General features: G+C 41.2%; 24 protein-coding genes. 12 read left to right on the top strand and 12 right to left on the bottom strand.

The genetic code is table 11. From position 1 onward, the window contains the following. Positions 1 to 99 precede the first annotated feature (99 nt). Genes tsaD through tsaB form a run of 3 tightly spaced genes read right to left on the bottom strand, consistent with a single transcriptional unit; the run spans position 100 to position 2,217 of the window. Complete coding sequence (gene tsaD / locus MK482_RS01280; RefSeq protein ID WP_064276775.1) at positions 100 to 1,110, bottom strand: tRNA (adenosine(37)-N6)-threonylcarbamoyltransferase complex transferase subunit TsaD; 1,011 nt, start codon at positions 1,108 to 1,110, stop codon at positions 100 to 102. Next, positions 1,100 to 1,537 (bottom strand): ribosomal protein S18-alanine N-acetyltransferase, encoded by a 438-nt coding sequence (gene rimI, locus MK482_RS01275; RefSeq protein ID WP_020901819.1) that lies wholly within the window; start codon positions 1,535 to 1,537, stop codon positions 1,100 to 1,102. Before rimI ends, tsaD begins: the two co-directional genes overlap by 11 nt. Then, complete coding sequence (gene tsaB, locus MK482_RS01270) at positions 1,534 to 2,217, bottom strand: tRNA (adenosine(37)-N6)-threonylcarbamoyltransferase complex dimerization subunit type 1 TsaB (protein WP_020901818.1); 684 nt, start codon at positions 2,215 to 2,217, stop codon at positions 1,534 to 1,536. The genes rimI and tsaB overlap by 4 nt, the downstream gene beginning before the upstream one ends. A 177-nt stretch (positions 2,218 to 2,394) precedes the next feature. Here tsaB and cibA point away from each other — a divergent pair, with 177 nt between their 5' ends. Then, positions 2,395 to 2,580, top strand: coding sequence for a fratricide two-peptide bacteriocin subunit CibA (cibA, locus tag MK482_RS01265; protein WP_000180841.1), 186 nt, complete (start codon positions 2,395 to 2,397; stop codon positions 2,578 to 2,580). Between the two features lies 1 nt (position 2,581). Then, complete coding sequence (gene cibB, locus MK482_RS01260) at positions 2,582 to 2,734, top strand: fratricide two-peptide bacteriocin subunit CibB (RefSeq protein WP_000974044.1); 153 nt, start codon at positions 2,582 to 2,584, stop codon at positions 2,732 to 2,734. A gap of 301 nt (positions 2,735 to 3,035) precedes the next feature. Here cibB and MK482_RS01255 read toward each other — a convergent pair whose 3' ends face one another. Next, positions 3,036 to 3,251, bottom strand: coding sequence for a hypothetical protein (locus MK482_RS01255; protein WP_049500723.1), 216 nt, complete (start codon positions 3,249 to 3,251; stop codon positions 3,036 to 3,038). A 277-nt stretch (positions 3,252 to 3,528) separates the two neighbouring features. On the opposite strand from MK482_RS01255, the gene MK482_RS01250 reads away from it, so the two are divergent. Continuing rightward, the gene (locus MK482_RS01250; protein ID WP_000639572.1) at positions 3,529 to 3,762 is read left to right on the top strand and encodes a DNA-dependent RNA polymerase subunit epsilon; all 234 of its coding nucleotides are present in this window, start codon (positions 3,529 to 3,531) and stop codon (positions 3,760 to 3,762) included. 1 nt (position 3,763) lies between these two features. Next, positions 3,764 to 5,443 (top strand): ribonuclease J1, encoded by a 1,680-nt coding sequence (gene rnjA / locus MK482_RS01245; protein ID WP_153192706.1) that lies wholly within the window; start codon positions 3,764 to 3,766, stop codon positions 5,441 to 5,443. Between the two features lie 291 nt (positions 5,444 to 5,734). Here the strand turns inward: rnjA and mnmG are convergent, their stop codons facing one another. The 4 genes from mnmG to mnmA form a co-directional block, all read right to left on the bottom strand. Then, positions 5,735 to 7,648, bottom strand: coding sequence for a tRNA uridine-5-carboxymethylaminomethyl(34) synthesis enzyme MnmG (gene mnmG / locus MK482_RS01240; protein WP_238096095.1), 1,914 nt, complete (start codon positions 7,646 to 7,648; stop codon positions 5,735 to 5,737). After that, positions 7,638 to 8,069, bottom strand: a complete 432-nt coding sequence (locus MK482_RS01235) for an NUDIX hydrolase (RefSeq protein WP_261087145.1) — start codon at positions 8,067 to 8,069, stop codon at positions 7,638 to 7,640. Before MK482_RS01235 ends, mnmG begins: the two co-directional genes overlap by 11 nt. A gap of 8 nt (positions 8,070 to 8,077) precedes the next feature. Next, on the bottom strand, positions 8,078 to 8,533 hold the full coding sequence (locus MK482_RS01230; RefSeq protein WP_268717778.1) for an NUDIX hydrolase: 456 nt from the start codon (positions 8,531 to 8,533) through the stop codon (positions 8,078 to 8,080). A 140-nt stretch (positions 8,534 to 8,673) separates the two neighbouring features. Beyond that, the gene (gene mnmA, locus MK482_RS01225) at positions 8,674 to 9,795 is read right to left on the bottom strand and encodes a tRNA 2-thiouridine(34) synthase MnmA (RefSeq protein WP_268717777.1); all 1,122 of its coding nucleotides are present in this window, start codon (positions 9,793 to 9,795) and stop codon (positions 8,674 to 8,676) included. Between the two features lie 567 nt (positions 9,796 to 10,362). On the opposite strand from mnmA, the gene MK482_RS01220 reads away from it, so the two are divergent. Then, a complete protein-coding gene (locus MK482_RS01220; protein ID WP_268717776.1) occupies positions 10,363 to 11,244 on the top strand; it encodes a hypothetical protein in 882 nt (293 codons plus the stop codon). An 83-nt stretch (positions 11,245 to 11,327) separates the two neighbouring features. Here the strand turns inward: MK482_RS01220 and MK482_RS01215 are convergent, their stop codons facing one another. After that, positions 11,328 to 11,978 carry a M23 family metallopeptidase gene (locus tag MK482_RS01215; RefSeq protein ID WP_268717775.1) on the bottom strand — a complete coding sequence of 217 codons (651 nt, stop codon included), beginning with the start codon at positions 11,976 to 11,978 and terminating at the stop codon, positions 11,328 to 11,330. Between the two features lie 239 nt (positions 11,979 to 12,217). On the opposite strand from MK482_RS01215, the gene sdaAB reads away from it, so the two are divergent. From sdaAB to MK482_RS01180, 7 genes are all read left to right on the top strand, one after another. Further along, positions 12,218 to 12,889, top strand: coding sequence for an L-serine ammonia-lyase, iron-sulfur-dependent subunit beta (gene sdaAB / locus MK482_RS01210; protein ID WP_000838912.1), 672 nt, complete (start codon positions 12,218 to 12,220; stop codon positions 12,887 to 12,889). 8 nt (positions 12,890 to 12,897) lie between these two features. After that, positions 12,898 to 13,770: an L-serine ammonia-lyase, iron-sulfur-dependent, subunit alpha gene (gene sdaAA, locus MK482_RS01205; RefSeq protein WP_049509903.1), complete on the top strand. Its 873-nt coding sequence runs from the start codon at positions 12,898 to 12,900 to the stop codon at positions 13,768 to 13,770. 21 nt (positions 13,771 to 13,791) lie between these two features. Continuing rightward, on the top strand, positions 13,792 to 14,424 hold the full coding sequence (locus tag MK482_RS01200; RefSeq protein ID WP_268717774.1) for an HAD family hydrolase: 633 nt from the start codon (positions 13,792 to 13,794) through the stop codon (positions 14,422 to 14,424). A gap of 360 nt (positions 14,425 to 14,784) precedes the next feature. Then, on the top strand, positions 14,785 to 15,030 hold the full coding sequence (locus MK482_RS01195; RefSeq protein ID WP_001813542.1) for a hypothetical protein: 246 nt from the start codon (positions 14,785 to 14,787) through the stop codon (positions 15,028 to 15,030). After that, positions 15,027 to 15,362: a hypothetical protein gene (locus tag MK482_RS01190; RefSeq protein WP_000806926.1), complete on the top strand. Its 336-nt coding sequence runs from the start codon at positions 15,027 to 15,029 to the stop codon at positions 15,360 to 15,362. Before MK482_RS01195 ends, MK482_RS01190 begins: the two co-directional genes overlap by 4 nt. A 12-nt stretch (positions 15,363 to 15,374) precedes the next feature. After that, positions 15,375 to 15,743, top strand: a complete 369-nt coding sequence (locus tag MK482_RS01185; RefSeq protein WP_000567222.1) for a hypothetical protein — start codon at positions 15,375 to 15,377, stop codon at positions 15,741 to 15,743. Then, positions 15,730 to 16,029 carry a DUF5960 family protein gene (locus MK482_RS01180; RefSeq protein WP_001072467.1) on the top strand — a complete coding sequence of 100 codons (300 nt, stop codon included), beginning with the start codon at positions 15,730 to 15,732 and terminating at the stop codon, positions 16,027 to 16,029. Before MK482_RS01185 ends, MK482_RS01180 begins: the two co-directional genes overlap by 14 nt. 117 nt (positions 16,030 to 16,146) lie before the next feature. Here MK482_RS01180 and msr(D) read toward each other — a convergent pair whose 3' ends face one another. The 3 genes from msr(D) to MK482_RS01165 all read right to left on the bottom strand — a co-directional run bounded on the left by msr(D) (position 16,147) and on the right by MK482_RS01165 (position 19,503). Continuing rightward, positions 16,147 to 17,610 (bottom strand): ABC-F type ribosomal protection protein Msr(D), encoded by a 1,464-nt coding sequence (gene msr(D) / locus MK482_RS01175; protein ID WP_268717773.1) that lies wholly within the window; start codon positions 17,608 to 17,610, stop codon positions 16,147 to 16,149. Positions 17,611 to 17,729: 119 nt separating this feature from the next. Beyond that, entirely contained in the window at positions 17,730 to 18,947 is a 1,218-nt protein-coding gene (mef(A), locus tag MK482_RS01170; protein ID WP_000417519.1) for a macrolide efflux MFS transporter Mef(A), read from the bottom strand. Positions 18,948 to 19,332: 385 nt separating this feature from the next. Further along, positions 19,333 to 19,503 (bottom strand): hypothetical protein, encoded by a 171-nt coding sequence (locus MK482_RS01165; protein ID WP_000873143.1) that lies wholly within the window; start codon positions 19,501 to 19,503, stop codon positions 19,333 to 19,335. Positions 19,504 to 19,959: the final 456 nt, after the last annotated feature.

Below are 19,959 nucleotides of genomic sequence, written 5' to 3'. Positions count from 1 at the left end.
CCACCTCCTATTTTTTATATAGTATATCATTATTCACAATTATTTGTCAAAATATTCTGACATTTAAGAGAGCAAAAAAGCCAGCCCTAAGCTGACTCTTTATTCCATGGTATCAAAAGCGAGACTTGGTTTGGCATTGAGGTCCAAGCTTGCAAAGTTTTCTTTGTTCCATTCGCTGACGCTGGCATAGGCAATCATACCTGCATTGTCTCCGCAGAGGCGCAGAGGTGGAATGATGACCTTGACATCTGTGATTTCAGTTGCTAGGCGTTCTCTGAGACCTTTATTGGCTGCCACACCACCTGCCACGACTAGAGTTTTAACAGGGTATTTCTCCAAAGCCTTCTTAGTTTTTGCCATGAGAATATCCAGGACAGCTGCTTGGAAGGATGCACACAAGTCCTCTGTAGACAGACTTTCTCCCTTTTGCTCGGCATTATGGTGAAGATTGATAAAGGCAGATTTCAAACCTGAGAATGAAAACTCCAGATTATCTTCCTTAATCATGGCACGAGGAAAGTCATAAATATCCTGCCCCTGATGAGCCAGCTCGTCAATCTCACGACCGGCAGGATAGGTCAAGCCCATGACACGGCCGACCTTATCATAGGCCTCACCAACCGCGTCATCTCGCGTTTCCCCAACAATCTTGTAGTCACCAGCCTCCGAAACATAAACCAACTCTGTGTGTCCACCGCTGACCAAGAGGGCTAGCAAGGGAAACTCCAAAGGCTCCACGCTCTGAGCTGCCATAAGGTGACCAGCCATGTGGTTAACGGGAATCAGCGGAAGTCCATGTGCCCAAGCAAAGGCCTTAGCAGCTGATAAACCAACTAGTAAAGCTCCCACCAAGCCAGGTCCATAGGTAACCGCCACAGCTGTTACATCGTCTTCGGTAATCCCTGCTTCTGCCAACGCCTCCTCGATGCAGGCTGTAATGACCTCGACATGGTGACGACTGGCTACTTCTGGCACTACGCCCCCAAAACGTTTGTGGCTCTCAATTTGACTAGCAATGACATTAGACAAGAGCTCATCGTCGTTTTTCAAGACGGCGACACTGGTCTCATCACAGGATGTCTCAAATGCTAAAATATATCTATCCTTCATCTATTTCTCTCTTCATGATAATGGCATCCTCGACTGGGTCATGGTAGTAGGCCTTTCGCTCAGCGATGACTGCCATCTTTTCTTTCTTGTAAAATGCTTGTGCTCGGTGATTTGACTTTCTGACTTCGAGGAAAATCTCCTTGTCTGTCGGCAATTGAGCAAACAAGGCTGATGCAATTCCCTGACCCTGATAGGTTTGTTTGACAGCGATTTGCAGGACTTCTGCCTCAAAAAGATTCTCCTGCACAGCTAGAAAGCCAATCACTTCTTCCCCATCATAAGCTAGAGCATACCAAGTCTGGTCTTGGGACAGGTCTGCTTGGATTTGTTCCAGCGTCCAAGGACTGACTGGGTAAACAGCTATCATAACAGCGTAGATGGCTTGAGCCAGATCAGGTTGCTGGTGAGTTCGTTTGATTTCTATCATAGGCGTTTAATGTAGGACTTACCAGACTCGGTATGGTTCTTGAGCCAGTTTTCCTCAGCCTCAACACGCTTGAGGTAGTTCGGCACAAAATCATGCAAGGAGTCTGCTTCCTTGTCCCAAGCCAAAAGAGCAAGATTGGCTGCATTAGGCAAGGTTTCTTTGTAATTAGTCCTTGGCAAGTGTTCTTGAATCTGCTCCACAAAGGGGGCAACTTCTCCGACAAAGGTTACCTGACTAGCACCCTTAACTTTCTCTAACACCTCTTCAAAAGATAGGTGCGCTTCTGGCATGACAGGTTTGGCATTTTCATAAAATCCTGCATAAACATTGTTGCGACGCGCATCCATCAAGGGAACGAACAAGCCTTCTTGTTGGTAGGGCACCAGAGCCAAGAGGCTAGACATACCAACTAACTCAATGTTCAGGGTATGAGCCAAAGTCTTGGCAGTTGCTACCGCGATTCGCAAACCTGTGTAGCTACCTGGCCCTTCCGCCACCACGATTCGGTCCAAATCCTTGGGTGTCCAATCCAAACTTGCCATCAAAAAATCGATGGCAGGCATAAGGGTAATACTGTGATTTTTCTTAATATTAATCGTCGTCTCGGCAAGAACCTGCTTGTCCTCTAAAATAGCGAGAGAAAGAGCCTTGCTGGACGTATCAAAAGCTAATACTTTCATAACACATTCCTATCTTTTTGTCTGCTTACTATTATACTACAAAAGCTGGCACATGGGAATTTTCTTTGCCCCCAAACAAAAATGCCTATACTTAGCTAAAAAATAATTTAAAAAATGCTCACTTTTCCTTTTCTTTTCCGAATATAAAAGTGAACAAGAAAAAAGGAGGAAAGTTCAATGACAAATTTTGACGTTCTTGACAATCAATTTTTATCCTTATCTGAAAATGAATTATCAGATATTGATGGCGGTCTCGCTCCCTTGGTTATCTTTGGAGTAGCAGTATCTTGGAAAGCTATTGCAGGTGGAACAGCACTTATAGGTTCTGGTTTGGCAGCTGGTTATTTTTTAGGAGGAGATTAATATGATGAAAGATTTGAACAACTATTGTGAAATTTCTAATAAGGAATTGCAAGAAATAAAGGGTGGTTTTGGTGTAGGTGTTGGTATCGCTTTATTTATGGCAGGTTATACCATTGGAAAAGACCTTCGTAAAAAGTTTGGTAAGTCATGCTAGATAAAAAACACATTTTTAGAAGGATAAATTTTATTATCTTTATCTCTTATAGTTTGCTCAGCATTCTCAATGATTTAAACATTACTACTATCCCTTTACCAATCGATTTATCTGTTTGTATTGTTTTGTTTTTAGTCTTCAACTCTATTTTTGAGCAGAAGAATCATTAATATAAAGCTAATAAGCTCTGAAAATTCCATTGTCATGTCATTTTAGAAAAATGCAAAGACCACCTCATCTTGATAGATGGGGTGGAATTTTCTTTGCCCCCAAACAAAAATACCCCAGCAGAGCAGGGCATCTAAGCATTTAATCCAAAGTAAAATATAAACCAAACTACATAGGTTACGAGGAGGAGAAAAAGCGAGTAGAGAGTCACAAAGGTAATTTTCCACAAGAACTTGGTTTGTCGTTGTTCCAGTTTGGCAAATAGAAGATTCCCTCCATAAACGCAAGCAACAAAAACAATAAAAGCTACTAAGCGAGCTCCGATAGCAAAAGCAAATAAATTATACATAGGGCAACCTCCTTGACTTAAAAACTATAGGGAATTGTGACAAATGATAAATTCCACTTCCATTATCAAAATAACATATTTTCTTTATTTTTGCAAACGCTTACCAACGAGTAACCCTATGACTTTCTCGTTTCCGTCTTTTACTAATTTTTCATTTTGTGGTATAATTGAAATAATTGTAACGAATCAAGGTCAATCTAGACAAAAATGGAATGAAATCAAGCAATTCTCTGCTAAAAGTTTGGAATAAGCTGACCTGTAAATAGAAAGGAACTATATGATTTACAAAGTTTTTTATCAAGAAACAAAAGAACGTAGCCCACGTCGTGAAACAACACGCGCACTTTACCTAGACATCGATGCCAGCTCAGAACTTGAGGGCCGTATCGCTGCTCGCCAACTTGTCGAAGAAAATCGCCCAGAGTACAATATCGAGTATATCGAACTCTTGTCTGACAAATTGCTAGATTACGAAAAAGAAACTGGCGCCTTCGAAATTACGGAGTTCTAATATGACCTATACTCTTAAACCTGAAGAAGTTGGCGTTTTTGCCATCGGTGGTCTGGGAGAGATCGGGAAAAACACTTACGGAATTGAATACCAAGATGAGATTATCATCGTCGATGCTGGGATTAAATTCCCAGAAGATGACTTGCTTGGTATCGACTATGTCATTCCTGACTACTCTTACATCGTGGACAATATCGACCGCGTCAAGGCTGTTTTGATTACCCACGGACACGAGGACCACATTGGTGGGATTCCCTTTCTGCTCAAGCAAGCAAATGTCCCTATCTATGCTGGACCGCTTGCCTTGGCTTTGATCCGTGGGAAACTCGAAGAACACGGCCTCTTGCGCAACGCCAAACTTTACGAAATCAACCACAATACTGAGTTGACCTTTAAAAATCTCAAGGCAACTTTCTTTAGAACGACTCACTCTATTCCAGAACCTTTGGGGATTGTCATTCATACTCCTCAAGGGAAAATTGTCTGTACGGGTGACTTCAAGTTTGACTTAACACCAGTTGGTGAACCAGCAGATTTGCACCGTATGGCAGCTCTTGGTGAAGACGGTGTACTCTGTCTCCTGTCTGACTCGACAAATGCAGAAATTCCAACCTTTACCAACTCTGAAAAAGTCGTTGGCCAGTCCATCATGAAGATTATCCAAGGCATTGAAGGACGTATCATCTTTGCATCCTTTGCCTCAAATATCTTCCGTCTCCAGCAAGCAACAGAAGCTGCTGTTAAGACTGGACGCAAGATTGCGGTCTTTGGTCGCTCTATGGAAAAGGCCATTGTCAACGGAATCGATCTTGGCTACATCAAAGCTCCTAAGGGAACCTTTATCGAGCCAAATGAAATCAAAGACTACCCTGCAGGCGAAGTTCTGATCCTCTGTACAGGTAGTCAGGGTGAACCTATGGCGGCCCTCTCTCGTATCGCCAACGGAACCCACCGTCAGGTGCAACTCCAACCCGGCGATACTGTTATCTTCTCTTCTAGTCCGATCCCTGGAAACACTACTAGCGTCAACAAGCTGATTAACATCATTTCTGAAGCTGGTGTCGAAGTTATCCACGGTAAGGTTAACAATATCCATACATCTGGACACGGTGGCCAGCAAGAGCAAAAACTTATGCTCCGCTTGATTAAGCCAAAATACTTCATGCCTGTTCACGGTGAATACCGCATGCAAAAAGTCCACGCTGGGCTAGCAGTGGATACTGGTGTTGAGAAGGACAATATCTTTATCATGAGCAATGGTGATGTGCTTGCCCTTACTGCTAACTCAGCTCGTATTGCAGGCCATTTCAACGCCCAAGACATCTATGTCGATGGAAATCGTATCGGTGAAATCGGTGCTGCCGTACTCAAAGATCGTCGTGATCTATCTGAAGACGGTGTCGTTCTGGCAGTCGCAACTGTTGACTTCAAGTCTCAAATGATTCTGTCTGGTCCAGACATCCTCAGCCGAGGCTTTGTCTACATGAGAGAATCGGGTGACTTGATTCGCCAAAGCCAGCGTATCCTCTTCAATGCAATTCGTATCGCACTGAAAAACAAGGATGCTAGCGTGCAATCAGTCAATGGTGCCATTGTCAACGCTATTCGCCCCTTCCTTTATGAAAATACAGAACGTGAACCAATTATCATCCCTATGATCCTCACACCAGATGAAGAATAATACTCTTCGAAAATCTCTTCAAACCACGTCAACGTCGCCTTGCCGTATATATGTTACTGACTTCGTCAGTTCTATCTACAACCTCAAAGCAGTGCTTTGAGCAACCTACGGCTAGCTTCCTAGTTTGCTCTTTGATTTTCATTGAGTACAAGTCAACAAAACAGCCCCGTCTTCGGAGCTGTTTTTTCTCTATGCTTTCTTTTTAGATTAAAACTCAATAAAAATCGAAAGCAGACTAGAAGGCTAGGCGAAAGCATAACTTAAGTTAGGTGAGCCGAAGCCGACGACGTATCATTTTGATTTTTGAAGAGTTTTAGAAATACTACGATTTTTACCTTCAAGATACACCATCAAAATAGAAATATCTGCTGGGTTTACTCCCGAAATACGGCTAGCTTGGCCGATGGTTTCTGGATTGATGAGCTTGAACTTCTGACGAGCTTCGGTTGCAATAGAATCAATGTCATCCCAGTCGATATTGGCTGGAATGCGTTTTTCTTCCATGCGTTTCATCTTGGCAACCTGGTCCATGGCCTTGGAAATATAGCCTTCGTACTTGATTTCTGTTTCAATCAATTCGATAATCTTGTCATCCAAGTCCTCTGTAGCTGGTCCGATGAAAGCCACCACATCTTGATAAGAAACTTCTGGACGGCGAAGGAATTCCTTGGCTGTCACTGCATCTGTCAAAGGCTTGAAACCCATCTCCTCAACCTTGGCATTGGTTTCCTTGACTGGCTTAAGTTTTATGCTATCTAGGCGCTTCATCTCATTGTCAAATTGATTTTTCTTGATTTCAAAGCGAGCCCAGCGTTCATCATCCACAAGTCCAATCTCACGTCCCATCTCTGTCAAACGCATATCGGCATTGTCATGGCGGAGAATGAGGCGGTATTCAGCTCGACTGGTCAAAAGGCGATAAGGCTCAATGGTTCCCTTGGTCACCAAGTCATCAATCATGACCCCAATATAACCGTCACTGCGCTTCAAAATCAACTCAGGCTTGCCTTGGATTTTAAGAGCCGCATTGATACCCGCGATAATCCCTTGACCAGCAGCTTCTTCGTAACCTGACGTTCCATTTGTCTGACCAGCAGTGAAAAGTCCGGAGATTTTCTTGGTTTCCAGAGTCGCACGCAACTGGTGAGGCAAGACCATGTCATACTCAATGGCATAACCTGTCCGCATCATCTCTGCATTTTCCAAACCTTTGATAGAATGAACCAAGTCACGCTGGACATCCTCAGGCAGACTGGTTGAAAGTCCTTGAACATAGACTTCCTCAGTATTGCGACCTTCTGGCTCAAGGAAGAGTTGGTGGCGCTCCTTGTCCGCAAAGCGCACAATCTTGTCCTCAATCGACGGACAGTAGCGAGGCCCCACTCCCTTGACTACACCTGTAAACATAGGCGCACGGTGGAGGTTGTTTTGGATAATCTCATGACTGGTACCATTGGTATAGGTCAACCAGCATGGCACTTGGTCTTTGACATAATCCTCATCACGTGAAGTGTATGAGAAATGATTAGGCGCTTCGTCTCCTGGCTGAATCTCGGTCACATCGTAGTTGATAGAAGAAGCCTTGACACGTGGAGGCGTTCCTGTCTTGAAACGACCAATTTCGAGGCCCAGTTCCTTGAGATTGTCAGCAAGGTTAATAGAAGCCAAGCTGTGGTTAGGACCTGATGAATACTTGAGGTCTCCGATGATGATTTCCCCACGTAGTGCAGTCCCTGTCGTCACGATAACAGCCTTGGCAGCATATTCTTGATGGGTCGCTGTACGTACACCGACAACTTTGCCGTCTTCAACCAAAATCTCATCAATCATGGTCTGACGAAGAGTCAGATTTTCTTGATTTTCAACCGTCTTGCGCATTTCCTTAGAGTAAAGCTCCTTGTCAGCCTGCGCACGAAGGGCACGGACAGCTGGCCCCTTCCCTGTATTGAGCATCTTCATCTGGATGTAAGTTTTGTCAATGGTCTTGGCCATCTCGCCACCGAGGGCATCAACTTCACGCACGACAATTCCCTTGGCAGAACCACCGATAGAGGGGTTACAAGGCATGAAAGCCAGCATTTCAATGTTGATAGTCGCAAGCAAGACCTTACAGCCCATACGACTAGCAGCTAGGGATGCTTCTACCCCAGCGTGTCCCGCACCGATTACAATAATATCGTATTCTTCAGTAAAATTATAAGTCATTTCTTAACCTTTCAAAAATTTCTCGTAAATAAGGAACTAACTTCTCCTCCTCTAGAGCTTGAGCCATAGTAACCCATTTAAAGTGCGTATGCTCTTCAGGATCTAATCTGATAATTGGCTTCTCCCCAACCCACTCTGCTTTATAAACTAAGCGAGTAAAGACAGTATCCTTAGAGGTATCCAGTTGACTATCTTCGTGAAGAAGTTTGAGCAAACTGCTATCTAGCCTAACTCCCGCTTCTTCAATACATTCTCTAAGAGCTCCATCTCGCGGAAGTTCACCCTTTTCAACCCCACCACCAGGAATATCCCAGTAAGTTGGATAAACATTGGGTTGTCCTCTTTTAATTTCCGAACGCTGAATGAGCAAATAATCATCACCACTATGAACAAGTACATGGGCAATAAGCTTAACCATTATTTTCTCCCCTATTCCTCAAGATGGATGTGTCTTAGTTGGCCGTCCCAATCTGGCAGGGCTGTTTTCAAAAAGGCTGGAACTAGATTGATACCCTTAAGCTGATCCAAATCAATCCACTCACAAGGCTGCCTTTTCTCATCTTCCTGCATGGTCAATGGGGCATCCTCAAGCAAGTCCACCAGATAATGAAACTCGATGTTGTGCCAATAGACACCATCTTCTTCAAAACGATTTTCAACAACAAAAGCTAGTTGCCCAGCTTGAGCTTCGACACCCAGTTCTTCCCTCACTTCACGGACTACCGCTTCTTCCGTGCTTTCATTGACTTGAATCGCACCGCCAATTGTGTAATACTTGCCATTTTCTTTGGTGACTAGAAGCTTACGATTTTGGACAATCAAAGCTGTCGCCCGAACACCAAAAACCGTATTTCCAACTTTGGTCCGAAAGTCTTGCTGAGTCATTCTTGTCCTTTCCCTTAAACGACATAAAAACAGTCAAAACTCCAAAGAAGTGCAGGACAAAAAAGCCTGCAACATCCATGAGCTTTGACCATCATTTCTATTGCTTTTATTATTGTAGCAAATTGAGAAAATTTGTCAATCTAAATGTACTGACAAACTTGTCCATCGCGGTAAGCATTGTCAATCAAGCCACCACCTAGACACTCTTCACCATCGTAAAAGACAACTGCCTGACCTGGTGTGATGGCGCGTTGCGGTTCTGCAAAGATAACCTCTGCCTTATCTCCTTTGACATGGACGGTCACCTTAGAATCAGGCTGACGGTAACGGAATTTAGCCGTACATTCGAGCGTAAACTCCTCTGGCATGTCACGAGTAAAGTGGACTTGACTAGCCTCTAGGCTGGTTGACATGAGCGAATCATGGTAGAATCCTTGTCCTACATAGAGAATATTCTTGCTCAGGTCTTTTCCGACAACGAACCAAGGTGCATTGTCACCACCGTGTTGCCCACCGATACCGAGACCGCCACGCTGACCAATCGTATAGTACATAAGTCCTGCATGCTCACCCATATCGCGACCATCCACAGTCATCATTCGACCAGGCTGAGCTGGCAGGTAGTTGCTGAGGAAATTTTTAAAGTTCTTTTCTCCGATAAAGCAAATCCCTGTCGAGTCTTTCTTCTTAGCAGTCGCAAGGCCCTCTTCTTCTGCTAGTCTGCGAACTTCAGGCTTTTCCAAATGTCCCAGTGGGAACATGGTTTTTTGAAGTTGTTCTTGCGAAAGTTGGCTGAGGAAATAGGTCTGGTCCTTGCCATTGTCCACGCCACGAAGCATGTGAACTGTACCATCCTCATCACGCGCCACTCTAGCATAATGCCCAGTCGCCACATAGTCTGCCCCCAAGGTCATAGCATAGTCCAAAAAAGCCTTGAACTTGATTTCCTTGTTGCACATAACGTCTGGATTTGGCGTACGTCCTGCACGGTATTCCGCTAGGAAATACTCAAAAACGCGGTCCCAGTACTCTTTTTCAAAATTGACAGAGTAGTAGGGAATGCCGATCTGGTCTGCTACCGCAGCCACATCCTTGTAATCTTCGGTCGCCGTACAGACGCCGTTTTCATCTGTGTCGTCCCAGTTCTTCATGAAGATACCGATCACATCGTAGCCCTCCTCCTTGAGAAGAAGAGCCGTCACCGACGAATCAACACCACCACTCATCCCCACAACAACACGTGTTTTAGAGTTATCACTCATGGTAAGTCTCCCATCTATTCGTTTATTTATACCCTCAAAATTCTATTTACTATGACTTTCAATAGAATTTATTTGAGTATAGTCATTTCGTTTGCTTTTAGTAGTAAAATGGTCTGGGAGACCATTTTAGCCTATCATCTTAAAATGAAAATATGATAGGCAATGAGTCGCAGGCATAACTTGAGTTCGCTCAATCAGTCTGGGAGACTGATTGAGGTTATAAATCAGACAAGCTCAGCTTGCATCTCATTTCGAGTTAACGACGTAATAAAAGATAAACGAAATGACTAGTTCACGATTGAAGGTCGTGTGTGCTTCACGATTGAAGGTCGCTTGAGCAGTATTCATTATAACATGCTTGGTTAGAGAAGACAAGAAAGAGGCTGATAATCTGACATTCTATTTGATAGAAACAGAAATATAATTACAAAAAGGGCAATGAACAGTTAAATCTCGATTCTACTTATAAACTTATTTATAAAATAAGCTAAAAATGATATACTGTAATGAGGAGGAAGTCGTACATGATCCCTTTAAGATACTACCATCCATGTACGTAGTACGATTGTGAAAAACTACAAAGATATTCTAACATCAAAAAATACTATTTTTACTATCATTATTGTTGTAGGTCTTGGACTTTTAATAGGCTTAGTCATTCATCAAGAACATATCCAAGCAGAGATAGGGAACATCGCTCTCAGCAAACAACATAAGAATGGACAAGATGTCGAACAAGTAAAAAATGCTATTAAAAACTTCAATATTGATTCTGAAACGATTATAGAGGATTGGAAAAAAATTCAAGAATTAAAGCCTACCACTGACGAAGGCAAAAAGACATTAACAGAATTTCTTACTTCTACTGCCGATAAAATCACTAATCATTATACTGAAAAAGCTTTAAAATTGGATATAAAGGAATCCGATAGCCAGTTCGAAGATAAACAAACACTTGAAACAGCCATCACTTCCTTACAAAAAATACTAGAAATCATTAAAAGTGTCAATTCCACAAGCGAACAAGCCACTATTGATGAAAAAATAAAACCCATTCAAGAACTGATTTCTAAATTCCAAAAGCAAGTTGAAGTCTTGACCAAAAAAGAAGAACAAAAGTCTAATAAAAAAGAAACAGGAACGACTAGTAGTGAGGGAGAAAGAGAAACACATTCTTCAGAAGGAGGCAGCTACACTCCAACCTATACTGAGTCAAATGGGAACAGATACAGTTCACAAGCACCTGCAAGCGAGCAACCTTCATCTGATAGTGCTAGAAGTGGGGGAAACACTGCTACCAATACACGAGATCAAGCTACTGATACTGCAGGAGCCCAAGGAGATACGAATACCAATAATAATAGTAGTAATAATGCTGAGGTTCGCGATACTAACAGTAATAATCGCACTAATTCAGCTGGAGAAACTCCAGAATCTCGTCAGCCGTAAGCAATCGGCTATCACTACTTTTAATTGTCTTTTATCAAATAAAAGCACACAAAAAGAGCCATCAAAGGCTCTTTTTCTATTTCTTAATACCAGCCGTTGTTAAGCCAGAAGTTTTTAGCAGCAGTCCATGAACCGTAACGTCCTGCAACATAGGCATCTGCCACACGTTCTTGGTTAGCAGCTGAGTAGTCACCGTTCAAGTATGAATCTGTCAATTGGTAACGTCCGATGTATTGGCCGTTTGTAGCTGTGTAGCTACCACCTGATTCTTTTTGTGCAATCCATTCTTTAGCTTCTGCTTCAGAACCGCTTACAGTTGCAGCTGGTGCTGAAGTTTCTGCTACAGCAACAGTTTCTTCTGCTGCAGGTGTGCTTGCAGCTGGTGCTGCTTCTTCTACTACTTCTGTAGTTTCTGCTGCTGGAGCTGAAACAGTTTCATCTTGAGCAGCTGGTGCTGCATAAGTAGTTGGCGCTGGTGTTGCAGCAGGCGCTACAGGGCCATCGATAACCAACTCTTGACCAACATAAATCAAATGAACGTTGTCGATGTGGTTGTTTTCTGCCAATTTCTCAACAGTTGTGTTGTGAGTTTCAGCGATTTCTGAAAGTGTATCACCTTCTTTAACAGTGTAAGTTGATGATTCTTGGGCAGATACAAATGATGGAGCAAATACTGCAAATAAGGCAGCTACTCCTGCAAGAGTTGTTTTAATCTTTTTAGTTGTTGATTTCATATTTGAAAATTCTCCTTCTTTCTATAGTTCTATCATACCCTTTAAATATTACCGTTTCTTGACACTTTTATGTAGAAATATTACAAAATTATTTTTTATTTCCCTAAATAAGCTATTTTTTGTTACAAAAGATGCTTTTTTATGCTATTTGTAGTGTAAAAAGGTTTTCATCCACAATTAAAGCCAAGACCTTCATTCTTTGATATAATAGAGATAAGAATTTTTATAAGGGGAAACTGATGAAATCACTTCGTTTTCAATCTGTCTTTGATATCATCGGACCAGTTATGATTGGCCCATCTAGTAGCCATACTGCTGGTGCTGTTCGTATTGGGAAGATTGTCTCTTCCATTTTTGATGATACTCCGACAGAAGTCGAATTCCAACTTTTTAACTCATTTGCCAAAACCTATCGTGGTCACGGAACAGACCTAGCCCTTGTTGCAGGTATTTTGGGCATGGATACAGATGATCCTGAAATCCCAAACAGTCTGGAGATTGCCCACAAACGTGGTATCAAGATTGTCTGGACCATTCAGAAAGACAGCAATGCCCCTCACCCAAACACCACTAAAATTACCGTCAAAAATGCCCACAAGACCATCAGCGTAACTGGTATTTCTATCGGTGGTGGGAATATTCAGGTCACCGAACTCAATGGTTTTGCCGTCTCTCTCAATATGAATACACCGACTATCATCATCGTTCATCAAGATATTCCAGGTATGATTGCCCTCGTAACAGAGGCACTTTCCCGCTATGGTATCAATATCGCCCAGATGAATGTTACTCGTGAAAAAGCTGGTGAAAAAGCCATTATGATTATCGAAGTTGATAGTCGCAACTGTGATGAGGCTATCGAAGAAATTCGAAAAATCCCTCATCTCCACAATGTCAATTTCTTTAAATAGGAGGAAGCATGTTTTATTCTATCAAAGAATTGGTCGAGCAAGCAGATCTGGACTTTCAAGGAAATGTCGCAGAACTCATGATTACAACAGAGTTTGAATTGACCGGTCGCGAACGTGAAGAAGTCTTCCTTCTCATGGAACGCAATCTGGAAGTCATGAAAGCCTCTGTCCAACTTGGCCTCAATGAAAATAAATCTCGTAGTGGCCTGACAGGTGGAGATGCTGCTAAACTGGATCACTACATCAAAAACGGAAAAACTCTGTCAGATTACACAATTCTCTCTGCTGCCCGAAATGCTATCGCAGTCAATGAACACAATGCCAAAATGGGCTTGGTCTGCGCTACTCCGACCGCAGGAAGTGCTGGCTGTCTCCCTTCCGTTCTCACTGCTGCTATTGAAAAATTAGACCTCAGCCATGAGCAACAACTGGATTTTCTCTTTGCTGCGGGTGCCTTTGGACTAGTCATCGCAAACAACGCCTCTATCTCGGGTGCTGAGGGCGGTTGCCAAGCTGAGGTTGGTTCAGCCTCTGCTATGAGCGCTGCCGCCTTGACTCTAGCTGCAGGCGGAACACCTTATCAGGCCAGCCAGGCTATTGCCTTTGTCATTAAAAACATGCTAGGCCTCATCTGTGACCCTGTTGCAGGTTTGGTCGAAGTTCCCTGCGTCAAACGCAATGCCATGGGAGCTAGCTTTGCCTTCATCGCAGCAGATATGGCCTTGGCAGGTATCGAATCTAAAATCCCTGTGGATGAAGTTATCGATGCCATGTACCAAGTGGGTTCAAGCATGCCAACTGCCTTTCGTGAAACAGCTGAAGGTGGACTTGCTGCTACCCCAACTGGTCGTCGCCTCCAAAAAGAAATTTTCGGAGAATAAGCTTATCAAATAGGAGAAACCATGACCTCTATCTCAGCTATCTTTTTCGATCTGGATGGAACCCTCGTTGACAGTTCTATCGGGATTCACAATGCCTTTACTCATACTTTTAAGGAACTGGGGGTGCCTAGTCCTGATGCCAAAACCATTCGTAGTTTTATGGGACCGCCTCTCGAAAGTAGTTTTGCGACCTGCCTTTCCAAAGAACAAATTTCTGAGGCTGTCCAGATATACCGTTCTTACTACAAGGCAAAAGGCATCTATGAAGCTCAACTCTTTCCCCAGATTGTAGACTTGCTTGAGAAGTTATCGAGCAATTACCCTCTTTATATCACCACGACAAAGAATGCTCCAACCGCTCAAGACATGACTAAAAACTTGGGAATCCATCATTTCTTTGATGGCATTTATGGTTCCAGCCCTGAAGCACCCCATAAGGCCGATGTCATTCGCCAAGCCTTACAGACACATCAACTAGCACCGGAACAAGCCATCATCATCGGAGATACCAAGTTTGATATGCTGGGAGCTCAAGAAACAGGCATTCAGAAATTGGCCGTCACTTGGGGATTTGGAGAACAAGCAGATCTACTAAACTATCAGCCTGATTATATCGCTCACAAACCCATAGAAGTTTTGGAGTATTTTCAATAACATAGACTGGGCGACAACCCCATTTCAGAAGAAAATGGAGCAAGTTTCTACATAACAAAACGCATATTACCAAGGTTCTTCAGAACTGATAATATGCGGTTTTCTTTTTTATTCAACGTGTGCTGAGAGCTTTCTTCTATACTAATAGACGAAAGGGTGTGAAAATGATTTTTAAATGATACTGTGGAACGGAACAGTAGCCCTAGTATTGACTACTGTCGTTTCTATTCATATTGGCTATTCTAGGACTGAGATGAAAAAATCTATAAATGCTCAGAATAAAATTGAACCCGCAAATCTCCCCAAAACAATGGTGAGTCATGTACTTGTATTATTCCGAAAAAATACACCTCTGGTGCAGTGAGACAAATTGGTGTATCTTATAGTGGCTTCGTAGATGAAAGCTATACTCTACTATCACTCTTTGATGATGTAGAACAAATTGAAAAAGATAATAGACTTCAGACAGCTATTGATGTTGTCAGAGAACAGTTTGGTTTTTTAGCCATACAAAAAGGAACCGTCCTAACTGAAGGTTCCAGAAATATTGAACGCAGTAAACTTATCGGTGGTCATTCCGCGGGTGGATTGGAGGGATTAAAATGAAACAAGAAAAAAATACAGTACAATTTTCAGAAATCCGTAGCAAAGGATGTAATGATATTGAAATGCTTGAAAGATTTTTACATGGAATCGTTGAAACAGCAACTTCAAAACTTCGTCAGAGAAAACTCAAAACAACTGAAATATCGATACGACTAGTACATGCTAAATCTGAAAACCGATTACCATTGGAATTTACATTTAGCATTAAGCCAACAAGCTCATCTGTGATAATCTATACTGAGGTAATCAATCGCTTTAAAGAATGTTACACAGGTGGGGGAATTCAAGGTTTTACGATTCAATTTGATAAAAATACCCTTGCCTCTGCATAGAAAGGATTTGATATGATTGACCGTTCATATTTACCATTTCAATCAGCAAGAGAGTACCAGGATACAAAGATGCAAAAATGGATGGGCTTTTTCCTATCTGAACATGCATCAGCACTCTCTGATGATACAAACAAAGTAACGTACATGTCTGACTTATCACTAGAGAAGAAATTATTACTCCTCAGTCAAGTATACGCCGGGCAGCTACGCACACGCATTCAAGTGATTGAAAAAAACAAGCGTGTTTCCTACACTGGAACAATACCAAGTCTGACCAAAGATTTCATTTTGATAAAAACTACAACAGGTCACATCAATTTGAAATTAAAAGACATTATTAGTATTGAACTTGTCGAGGAGGTGCTCTATGAATCAGCTTGAGTTTCAGCGTAATCACCTACAAATGGACTATTATAGCGAGAGCTACCAAGATTTTGAACGTGACTTCTACCGCTACTCTAACATGAATATTCCATTGACCTTCCTAACTGATGATATCCTAAAAACAATGGCGACTTCACGTAAGAATTACTTTGTCCTCAATAAGGAAAAGTCCAGAGATAACCGCGATCACTTCTTCATATTTGAAGTAAGTACCGTAGATGAGAATCCGCTAATCTATCATTATACATATAAGAAAACTACAATATATTTAGCAGAAAAATAGGAGCAGTTCAATTGACTGTTCCTATTTTTAATATTCATAAAATCTAAAGTCTTTATACTCTTTAACAATGGAGTCGCCAACCAGAACAGACTATACTGACCAGCGACTACCTTAAATTTAATGTTTCAGATTTATTTTCTTATCTCTAATTTCATAAACTACATCTGCTACATTTTCGAGTAATCGTTTATCGTGGGTGATAAACACGATAGTTCCGGTGTACTCCTTCATTAGTATTTCCAAAGCCTCTAAACTTGGTATGTCAAGGAAGTTACTGGGTTCATCCATTATTAGGATGTTATATCTACCCATGAGCATTTTAGCAAGCAACAATTTTATAATTTCTCCACCGCTTAAAACAGATAAACTTTTTCCAATATCGTTCTGTTTGAACCCCATAGGTGCTAGCACTGAACGAATTTCTGATATATTGTAGTCACAATCCTTCTGCATAAACTCCATAACATTCTGATTACTGTTGTACTTGTAACCATTCTGTGCAAAGTAACCTATTTTTGCCTTAGGCGAAATAGAAATTCCTTCTTCATGGTTTAAGATCATTTGGATTAAAGTTGTTTTTCCGATTCCATTACCACCAGTTAACGCCACTTTTGCTCCTAACGGAATTTGAAAAGATGCATTTTCAAACAGAGCCTTATCCCCAAATACTTTATTAATTTCTGCACCGACTATAGGGTATGGATTATGGAGCTCCAATGCTTTACTTTGCCTGAAACGAATTCTGCGAATGCCTTCCGGAGCTTCTACTTTTCCTAAGGCCGCAATCCTGTGCTCTAGGGTTTTAGCAGCATTATACATCTTTTTTTCCTTACTTCCTATTGATTTTTGATGAGCTAAACGCCCTCCGTCTTCAGTACTTTTTTTCTTTGAAGAACCTTTTGCCTTCTGTTCTATTTTACGAGCCTGTTTTCGCTTTTCCTCCGCAGCCCTTTCCAATCGGGCACGTTCCGCAATAAATTGTTCGTATTCTGCAGCTTGGCTCTTACGTTCTTCCTCTTTCTGGCGAAGATAATCAGAATAGTTTCCCCAATACTCAGTGATTTTGCCATCTTTCAGTTCCCATATTTTATCTACTATTTCATCAAGAAAATAGCGGTCATGGCTAATAACTAACAGTGCACCTGTAAAATATTTTAGCTGTCCTATTAGAAAATCAATTCCTTCACGGTCTAAATGGCTCGTAGGTTCATCCGCTAAAATACCATGAACCTGTGCCGATAAGGCCTGTGCTATTTTAAGCCTTGTTTCTTCACCACCGCTCATAGTCTGTATATTTAATTGCTCAACACCTAGCTTGCCTACAAGTGCAAAATCTTTTTCCTCCTGCAGAGTTACTTCGTCCAACTGGGGAATATAGGCAAGTTCACCCAGACGATTCATTTTACATCCTGGGGGAGTTAATTCTCCTAAAAGTACCCTGAGTAAAGTGCTTTTTCCAGCACCATTTGCTCCTACTAAACCAATACGGTCATAATCATATACTTCTAATTCATTTATATCTAAAACATCGCGTCCTTTGAATTCCACACGAATGTCTTTTGCTTTTAATATTAATTCCATAACATTTCCTCCTGTCTATAATCGCATGCTTTCATTTGCTTGTATGCAGGGAAAACCCTGCGATTTTAGCAGGAAGAGTTACATGAAAATAAGATACATAAATATTCCTCCAATATTGTTTATTTTAAATCTAATTTTCTAACCTCAGTTATCATTTGGCAAACTATAGCAATGCCAATAATTAAAATACCTGATAGTAAAAACCAATGATTTACACCGATTTTATCAGCAAAGAATCCAGAAAGAATTAACCCAATTGGCATAGCAAGTGACATGATACTTCCGATCAAAGAAAATACACGTCCTAAATATTCAGGCTTAATTTTCTCCTGAAAAAGAGCTGTTTGCACACCGCTATAAAATGGCACCGAAAGCCCCATTATTGCACAGCAAACTACGAATATTACAAATCCATTTGGAGGAAGTATTCCCGAAACGGCTAAACTGGTCCCCATTATAAAAAATGAACTTGTTATTAGTAATACATGCTTTTCGAAGCCCCCTAATCTTCCTAATAATAAGCCTCCTGCTAGCATCCCAAATGCAAAGGAAATTTCCGTAATAGAAATATGCACAGGCGTTCCATTAAAGTGTTCCATGCTTATTAAAGGAAATAGTGCATTGATTGGCATATAAACAAAAGTATATAGTGTTCCTAAGAGTAATAAGGCAAACAATCCTTTGTTTTGTCTCAGAACCACAACTCCTTCTTTCATCTCCCTTATGAAATTTGGTTCTAAACTTTGCACTTGATTACCCAGCTTAGGTATACGTACAATTGCTACCGTAATAGATGCAATCACAGCACCCAATACGTCGATGGCAATAATAGCATTTAAATCCCAAACGGAGTATAAGAGTGCTGCAACTGCCGGACTAACAATATAGCTTATAGACTGCAAAGACTGACTATAGCCTGCGCATTTCGTTAGCTGTTCTTCTGGTACTAAAAGTGGTGTAACCGCATTGAGTGCTGGGGTATGAAAAGCTGTTCCAATGCTACGGATAAACAATACTATCATAATCATCCAGACAGGTAGCTCCATACAGAATGCAACAATAGCAAGCACTGCACCAGCTGCTGCGATAATTAAATCGGCACCAATCATTATCTTCTTCCTATCATGACGATCCACTAGCACACCAATGGCAGGTCCCAAAATCGCATAGGGTAAAAAACCTACTAATGAAGCCATAGACAAGACCATCGCAGATCCTGTTTTTTCTGTAAGGTAAAAAATAATCGCCATTTGCAGGATGGCACTAGTGATTAATGATACTGCTTGCCCTGCCCATATTGCATAAAATTTTCGTTTCCAATTGTTGTATTTTTCCATTTATATTATCTCCTGCATATTATTTTGCTTGAATTTCTATTTTGAATAGCATTCTAGGCAATAAAAAATGCAGGCCAAACCCCACAATGTGGCTTTTGGTCTGCATACATACAATTTGGAAACATTCATATTAAAGACATAGTTAAATAAAGGTATAGTTAAATAACCAATATCCTCACCGTAACTAATGAATGCTCAATATCGTATAAATAAGCACAACAAAAAAGCCTATCATCGGGTATAGATTCTGCTTTTTTTATTGCCAGCTTATCTTAAACGCATTGAGGCTGTCATAGTTTCGGTTCCTCCTACATCTTTGTTTATATCAATTTATAGTATAACACAACAAGATGATATGTTCAATATAAAAGTTATGGAATGAGACTCATACTTCCAATTCGATGCCAGATTTAAAGGATATGACGAAGTTTTCTTCATAGACTGTAACGCTCTGGATTATCTTCCTTAGTAGCAAGCGATTAGCTTTCACAAAATCTTCTGTTTGTAGTTTTAAAAATTCATCAGGATTTTCTAACTCAACCTCAAAATATTTCATTTTACATTCCCTCATTTCATTTATTGATAAATTGAGTTTGCAAAAAAGAGTGGACAATTTTTGTCTACTCTTAACCTTTAAAATAGTTTTTTTTAATCGATTTGAAGTTGCCTAAATTATTACTTATTCGGTAAAATGAAGTATTGCTTTCAACAGATTTCCTTCAACTACACTTCACTTGATTCAAACAAGGTGGGTACATTTCTATTCCCACAAACTCCTTGTCAATGGAAACAAACACGTACCCACAGGGTAAATGGAAATAGAAACTGATAATTTCTAGCTATCACTTCTACTCATTCCAAAAATTTTCTCACTCTGATACTTACCCACCATAAAGCAAAAAGCCTTGCAATCAAGGCTTTCATTATCCCTTTCGTTCAAAGGTTTCTAAGCTTTTACGAGCAGAGCGACACACTCAGCGGTTCGCTATCTCCGTTCTGTCTGCGTGCTAGC

The organism is Streptococcus mitis, assembly GCF_026782865.1.
In the GTDB taxonomy this organism is placed as follows: Bacteria; Bacillota; Bacilli; order Lactobacillales; family Streptococcaceae; genus Streptococcus; species Streptococcus mitis_CG.
This window is presented reverse-complemented; position numbering and strand designations above follow the sequence as displayed.

Bases quoted from the DNA above. Each gene is read 5' to 3' on its own strand.
- MK482_RS01250 (WP_000639572.1), top strand. From the start codon at position 3,529: ATGATTTACAAAGTTTTTTATCAAGAAACAAAAGAACGTAGCCCACGT.
- cibA (WP_000180841.1), top strand. From the start codon at position 2,395: ATGACAAATTTTGACGTTCTTGACAATCAATTTTTATCCTTATCTGAA.
- MK482_RS01180 (WP_001072467.1), top strand. From the start codon at position 15,730: ATGAATCAGCTTGAGTTTCAGCGTAATCACCTACAAATGGACTATTAT.
- sdaAA (WP_049509903.1), top strand. From the start codon at position 12,898: ATGTTTTATTCTATCAAAGAATTGGTCGAGCAAGCAGATCTGGACTTT.
- rnjA (WP_153192706.1), top strand. From the start codon at position 3,764: ATGACCTATACTCTTAAACCTGAAGAAGTTGGCGTTTTTGCCATCGGT.
- tsaB (WP_020901818.1), bottom strand. From the start codon at position 2,217: ATGAAAGTATTAGCTTTTGATACGTCCAGCAAGGCTCTTTCTCTCGCT.
- MK482_RS01230 (WP_268717778.1), bottom strand. From the start codon at position 8,533: ATGACTCAGCAAGACTTTCGGACCAAAGTTGGAAATACGGTTTTTGGT.
- mnmG (WP_238096095.1), bottom strand. From the start codon at position 7,648: ATGACTTATAATTTTACTGAAGAATACGATATTATTGTAATCGGTGCG.
- mnmA (WP_268717777.1), bottom strand. From the start codon at position 9,795: ATGAGTGATAACTCTAAAACACGTGTTGTTGTGGGGATGAGTGGTGGT.
- MK482_RS01255 (WP_049500723.1), bottom strand. From the start codon at position 3,251: ATGTATAATTTATTTGCTTTTGCTATCGGAGCTCGCTTAGTAGCTTTT.
- MK482_RS01185 (WP_000567222.1), top strand. From the start codon at position 15,375: ATGATTGACCGTTCATATTTACCATTTCAATCAGCAAGAGAGTACCAG.
- MK482_RS01190 (WP_000806926.1), top strand. From the start codon at position 15,027: ATGAAACAAGAAAAAAATACAGTACAATTTTCAGAAATCCGTAGCAAA.
- MK482_RS01215 (WP_268717775.1), bottom strand. From the start codon at position 11,978: ATGAAATCAACAACTAAAAAGATTAAAACAACTCTTGCAGGAGTAGCT.
- cibB (WP_000974044.1), top strand. From the start codon at position 2,582: ATGATGAAAGATTTGAACAACTATTGTGAAATTTCTAATAAGGAATTG.
- rimI (WP_020901819.1), bottom strand. From the start codon at position 1,537: ATGATAGAAATCAAACGAACTCACCAGCAACCTGATCTGGCTCAAGCC.
- MK482_RS01200 (WP_268717774.1), top strand. From the start codon at position 13,792: ATGACCTCTATCTCAGCTATCTTTTTCGATCTGGATGGAACCCTCGTT.
- MK482_RS01165 (WP_000873143.1), bottom strand. From the start codon at position 19,503: ATGAAATATTTTGAGGTTGAGTTAGAAAATCCTGATGAATTTTTAAAA.
- sdaAB (WP_000838912.1), top strand. From the start codon at position 12,218: ATGAAATCACTTCGTTTTCAATCTGTCTTTGATATCATCGGACCAGTT.
- tsaD (WP_064276775.1), bottom strand. From the start codon at position 1,110: ATGAAGGATAGATATATTTTAGCATTTGAGACATCCTGTGATGAGACC.